The organism is Streptomyces sp. NPDC007896, assembly GCF_042959425.1.
In the GTDB taxonomy this organism is placed as follows: Bacteria; Actinomycetota; Actinomycetes; order Streptomycetales; family Streptomycetaceae; genus Streptomyces.
Map to the genome: position 1 here is coordinate 252977 of NZ_JBIBKX010000013.1, position 6000 is coordinate 258976.

At 68.6% G+C, this 6000-nt stretch carries 2 protein-coding genes and 1 pseudogene; 2 read left to right on the forward strand and 1 reads right to left on the reverse strand.

Annotated features, from left to right (window positions below):
* Nucleotides 1-222 precede the first annotated feature (222 nt).
* Nucleotides 223-552 (forward strand): hypothetical protein, encoded by a 330-nt coding sequence (locus ACFZDJ_RS36055; RefSeq protein WP_384914518.1) that lies wholly within the window; start codon nucleotides 223-225, stop codon nucleotides 550-552.
* 652 nt (nucleotides 553-1204) lie between these two features.
* Here ACFZDJ_RS36055 and ACFZDJ_RS36060 read toward each other — a convergent pair.
* Nucleotides 1205-3922 carry an Ig-like domain repeat protein gene (locus ACFZDJ_RS36060; protein WP_391065284.1) on the reverse strand — a complete coding sequence of 906 codons (2718 nt, stop codon included), beginning with the start codon at nucleotides 3920-3922 and terminating at the stop codon, nucleotides 1205-1207.
* 779 nt (nucleotides 3923-4701) lie between these two features.
* On the opposite strand from ACFZDJ_RS36060, the pseudogene ACFZDJ_RS36065 reads away from it, so the two are divergent.
* Nucleotides 4702-5298: pseudogene (locus ACFZDJ_RS36065) on the forward strand (tyrosine-type recombinase/integrase); the annotation flags it as partial.
* Nucleotides 5299-6000 lie beyond the last annotated feature (702 nt).

Here is a 6000-nt window from a genome sequence, read left to right on the forward strand (position 1 = left end):
TGCAGGCGGTAATCGGATAGTGCCGCTGATCGTGCAGGGCTGACCCCCCTGTCGGCGGGCTCGAAACGGTGACCAGGGGGGGAATGAGACGCGAGCAAGAATACCCATTGGCAGGTTCCTGCCAGGTTGATTGTCGGCTCAATCTGCACCCTCCCCGCTTCTCAGTAGCCGACGCGGAGCTGGGTTATCACATGGCTCCGCCCTGCCAGGGGGTTGATTTTCATGAACAGGAAGCTTCGTGCTGCGCTGGCAAGCGCTGCCGCGCTGCTCGCAGTCAGTGCGGCAGCGGGTCCGGCGTCCGCGGCAGAGATGCAGCCCATGAGTAAGCACACCGGCACGACAGGTTGCTTCAACTGGTCATGGGCAGACGGGTGGGACAGTACGACTGTGTACTTCCACAACACCTGCAAGACCACCCACGTCATAGAGATCACGTGGAACCATGACCTCGAGTACGACGCATCCATACCGGCGGACTTTAAGAGCAGCCACAACGGCTTGGGCAGCATGACGCACCTCTACGACCGCGGGGCCTGTGGGTCGTTCTGTTAGAAGCCGTATCTCAGCCGATCTTGGAACGTGCGGGTCGAACAGGTTTCCCGCCGGGGTGATCTTCCCGCCGTGCGCGCATGAAGACAGGGCCTCTCGGTAGCTCGGGGATGCGAATCTGACTCTCGGCCTGGCACTCCGGCCGCAAGAGCCCGGGCGCTGAGGGCCCAGAGTGGGCCCGGGCCGTGAAAACGCCCCCGATCCGCTCCATAAGCGCAGGTCGGGGGCATGATCACAAAGGTTACTTCTTCTTGCCCTGGGTTTCGACCGCCCGTTTTTTGGCGCTGATCAGCGGGGTACCCACCTCGACCGACCTGCGGTTGAGCGGTTGTTGGTGGTCGTTGTCTGCCGTTACTTGTCGACCTCGGAGGTTCCAGACAGGTCCCGGCTCCGAGCCCGGCGCCAACCGTCGGCGGAAGCCCTAACGGCTTCTGGTGGCCGTAACGCGTTACGGCCACCTAACACCCAAACCCCTAGGCATGCACGCGTGTTACCCGCCCTGGCATCGGACCCCGTCAGGCCGCGGCTGTGTCCCGTTGCCCAAGGCACCGGGACACAGCCGGCGGGCCATCTACCAGGCGGGCCATCTACCAGGCGGGCCATTTACCAACAGTGCCCGAACAACAGCCGGACCTCTCCCCTCATGCCCTACCGGTCAGAGGTTGGCGCACTGTCCGGCACCGGTGCCGTGCACCGTGTTCGGGTTGCCGTCGTTGATCGGGGGCGGCACGTTGCCGGTGCAGTGCAGCGAGCCGCCGATGGTGTTGCCCGCGATCTCGGCCTGGGTGTCGTCCGGGAACGGGCCGCTGCCGGTCGTCCCGTTGACGTCGACCGAGCCAACGATCCGGTTGGCGATCAGCTCCGCGCCGGAGTGGTTGTCGAGCAGGTGGACGGACCCGCCGACGCGGTTGCCGGCGCAGGCGTCGTCACCCGGATCCCCGACGACCACGAACCCGCTCGCGCGGTCGACCTTCAGCGTCCCGGTGGCGCGGCTGTCGCACATGCCGAACAGCGTGCCGTCCGAGGAGTGCACGCTGCCGAAGACGGTGGAGTGGCCGATGAACAGCGCCACGCCGGCCGCGCCGTGGACGGTGCCGTGCACGGTGGCGTCGACGATGCAGGTGCTCGGCGCGGTCGCCCGGACGCTGCCGTGGACGTCACCGGTGATGACCTCAGCGCAGGTCACCTGCTGGGTGATGCTCTCCAGACTGCCCGCCAGGAAGTGGGTGTCGCCGCTGTACTGGGCCGTGATGGTGTGGCTGCCGGGCAGCAGGTTGGCGGAACTCACCTGCGTCTTGGCGCAGTTGGCGCCACCGCCGGGTGCGAGGGTGTCGGTGCCGAGCACCGTGCTGCCGTCCTTGAAGGTCACCGTGCCGGACGGCGGCAGCGCCGGGCTGGTGCTCGGCGGGGCCGGGCAGACAGTGTCGGTGAAGGTGATCGGCTCGCCGAAGGCCGTCGGGCCGTTCGCCGAGGAGGCGAGCGTCGTGCTGACCGGGGCCTGGTTGACGGTCTGGGTCAGGCTCATCGCGGTGCTGCCCGGGTGGTCGAGGTCTCCGCTGTAGGTGGCGTCCACGGTGTGGTCGCCGACGCTCAGCGTGGAGATCGCGTCCGAGGTGGCCGTCCCGGTCGTGGTGTCCACCGGCACCGGGCTGCCGAGCTGGGTGCCGTCGACCCGGAAGGTGACGGTGCCGCCGTCCGGGGTCGGTACGACCTTCGCGGTGAAGGTCACCGGCTGCCCGTAGACGGACGGGTCGGCGGAGGAGGTCAGCGTCGACTGAGTGGTCTGCTTCGGGACGCTGAAGAAGATCGTGTCCCGCGCCTGCTGGGTGGTCTGGTTGGTGCCGTTGAGGTTGCCGGTGAACGTGCCGTAGAAGGTGGTGCCGATCGCCTTCATCTGGATGAAGTCGCCGATGAACCGCTGCCGGGCGGTGCCGTCGTCCTTCGCGATGGTGAAAGTCTGCAGCGGGAGGTCGCTGAAGGTCGCCCCGTGGTCGGTGCTCCGGGCCAGGTGTGCGGTGACGATCGGGAAGGCGCTGCCGTTGGTTCCGTCGGAGGTCAAGTAGAGGACGCCGACGGTGCCGTCGTTGAGCACCGCGACGGAGGGCAGCGCCGCCTCGGTCGAAGTGGAGACGTTGACCGAGGCGGCAACGGCGAGGCCGCCCGCGCCATCGTCAGTGAGCCGGCGCAGCCTGATCTGGTTGTGGCCGCCGGTGACGGCCTCGCCGTAGGCCACGAACACGTCGCCGTTGCTCGGGTCGACGGCCGCGTGCTGGACGCCGCCGATCAGTGCGTTGGACGTGGCGAACTTGAAGCCGACGTCGCCCTGGTAGCTGCTGACCGAGGCGACGACCAGGCCGTCGGTGGCGTTGCCCAGGTCCCAGCTCCCTCCGCCGTTGGTCGACCGCTTCAGCCGGATGTTGACGGCGTGCGGCTGGGAGGTGCTCACGCCGCCCTCCTGGTACAGCGCGTACACGGTGCCGTTGCGCGGGTCGCCGGCCAGGCGGAGCCCACCGTTGATGCCGCCCGTCACGGCGCCGTTGCCCACCGGTTGGTCGTTGGCGGCGGGGAAGTCCACCGGGCTGGCGCTGTGCTGCGTGACGGTCACGTGGTCGCGCGGGAGAGCACCGAGGTCCTGGTAGCCGACGTAGGCGTTGTCCTGGGTCGTGTTGGTGGTGTCGCGGTTGACGATCAGCCAGGGCTGGTCGGTGTTGGGGTGGGTGTTCGTGGTGGGCTGGGTGACGTTGGTCATCGGGTCGACGTTCCAGAGCCACGACGTCGCCTGGGTGGGGTCGGTGGTGGACCCGGTGACCACCTGGGCGTTGGCCCCGCAGGTCAGGAAGGTTCCGTAGAGTCGGCCGTTGCGGCCGTAGTCGATGGTCTGGTCGCACGGGCCGCCCGCCGTGTTGGCGATCCCCGGGGGTGCCGGGATGGTCCTCTGGTTGGTCCAGGTGGTGCCGCCGTCGATGCTGTAGAGCAGGTCGGCGTTGTTGTTCCACTCGTCGTTGGGGTTGTGGCCGAAGCGGGTGATGGCGATGTGCTGCGGGTTGGCCGGGTCGACCGCGATCGACGGCTCGCCGTAGGTGCCGAGGGTGTTGACGGCGGCGTCCGCGTCGATGATGTTCACGCTCGGGACCCGCTGCAACGACCGGACCCGCCCGGGCTGCACCGGCCCCGGGGGAGCCGTACGGTCGGGTGGCTGGTCGCTCCCGCTGATCCTGCCGTTGCTCTGACCGGCGCTCTGGCTCACCGGCGACGGCGCGTCGGCCCAGGCCTGGGCGGACAGCAGCAGCGGTCCGGCGGCCAGCGAGAGTGCGAGGGCCGCGCCGAGCGGGCGTCTGAGGGGGATAGGTCTGCGGCGGAGTGCGGGTGCCACGGGTCAGTCCTTTCGATCACGTCGGTCACACGACAGGGCGGTGACATTCTGTGATCGAGAGGGCTGTGACAGTCACACGGCGCACTCAGCGCGGTCACGTCCCACTATGAAAGCCCTACCAACGGCCGAGCACGCCGGAAATCAGGTCCACCGATCGGCCACGTCGGGCGGCCGGTATCGCCAGCAGGACGCCGAGCACCAGCAAGGTGGTGTACCCGACCGTCTCGTGGTCGTCCGGCACCAGGAAGCGGACGAAGCCGAACAGCCGGAAACCCCCGAGTCGGTCGGCCAGCAGGCCGGAGCCACCACACCAAGCACCGTTGCAGTCCTAGCTAGTGGGGCCGGACGGCATTTGGGGCGCCGGGCACGGCCGGGGGCACCCTAAATGCCGTCCGTAGCTCAGGACCGCCCGCCCTGACACCTCCTGACAGTCAGGCGGCCCTGACACCCAAACCCCTAGGCACACGCGGTGTCACGCTCTCTGACGCCCGGCCTGACACCCGCGCTCTGACACCTCTGACACCTGACGCCTGACACCGCTCCCCACGTCTGCTTCAAGGCGGCAATCCAGGGAGGGGGGACCCGTGCCGCGCCGCCTGGAATGCCGTCCTGAGCTCCTTCCAAGGGGCAGACGGCCGGAGCGGGCAGGCGCCGCCGGGCCGCTCCCCGCCGTGAGGGCAACCCACGGCTTTTCAGTAGGGGGCAGACCGGCCGTGCGCCCCGGCTCCTGCCCCCTCTGAAAAGCCGTCCATGGCCGTCCTAGAGAGTTGAGGGAAGACGCCGGATGCGGCCTGCGGCAAGGGGAGATCCTCGGGCTGTCCGTCGATGACATCGACTTCGACAGCGGCACCCTGCACGTGGTGCAGCAACTCAAGCTGAGCCTGAGCAAGGCCGTGTTCGCGCCCCCGAAGGGCGGCAAGCTCCGTGACGTGCCTCTGCCCGACCCCGTGGCAGAGGCACTACAGGCACACATCAAGCGGTTCCCGCCTGTGGAGATCAAGCTCCCGTGGATGCGAGCGAACGGCCAGTCGGTGACCCGGCGGCTCATCTTCACGGGCCCCAACGGTGGGCACGTCTGGCGTACGCCCCTGAACGAAGACCACTGGAAGCCCGCGCTCGCGAAGGCGGGCGTCATCCCCAAGGCCAAGAGCCGCGAGCACGCCGCCGCCCGGGAGCAGGGCATGCACGCACTCCGGCACTTCTACGCGTCCGTGCTTCTGGACGCCGGGGAGAGCATCAAGGCCCTCGCGGAGTACCTCGGGCACTCCGACCCGGGGCTGACGCTCAAGGTGTACGCGCACCTCATGCCGAGCAGTCGGGACCGGGCCCGGAAGGCTCTCGGCAAGGCACTCCGGCCCCAAGATCACTCGGGCTGAGGTTCCAGGGAGGTTCCAGGGCACGAAAATGCCTCCCGCCCGCGCCGTATGCGCAGGTGGGAGGCATGATCACGATTCCTACTTCTTCTTGCCCTGGGTCTTGTCGGGGATCTTGGGGAGCGGTGTTTTCGCAGCTCAGGGCGGGTCTCATGTGCGGCTGAGCGGTCGTCACTGGTCATCGTTGGCCACTGCTGAGCGGCCTGGACGGCCCAGGGACGGCCCGGCCGACCAAACTGCTGTCTCAGGGTGCGCGGACCAGCATCAACCGACTTCAGGACGGCCCGCGGGCTCCTGAACGGCGCTGGGTGAGACAGATATTGATGCGGGTAGCAGCGCCTCGCTCACTGGCATCCTCTGCATCAAGGAGGCGCCATGGCGGGCAGGTTGCCGGGCTGACCTGCGGCGAAGCGGCGTCGGGGCTGGGACGTCAGTCGTCTTGATTGGCGGTCGGCTACGCGACGGGGTGGAAGGCCGGAAGACCCTCACCCCGTCGGTAGGGCGTCAGGACCGGGCGTCGAGCACCCGCCCGGTCCGCCGGCGATGGCGGATCAGCCGCCGCCGGCCCCGGCGCCGGCCCCGGCGCCGTGGGCATCACCACGATTGGCGTCACCACCGGGGTTCACCCTTGCCGGGGCTCAGCCGGGTCCGGCTTACTCCGGCTTGCCCGCGTCCGGCTTGCCCGCGTCCGGCTTGCCCGCATCC

Excerpts from the sequence above, each read along its gene's own strand:
- ACFZDJ_RS36055 (WP_384914518.1), top strand. The coding sequence starts at position 223 with ATGAACAGGAAGCTTCGTGCTGCGCTGGCAAGCGCTGCCGCGCTGCTC.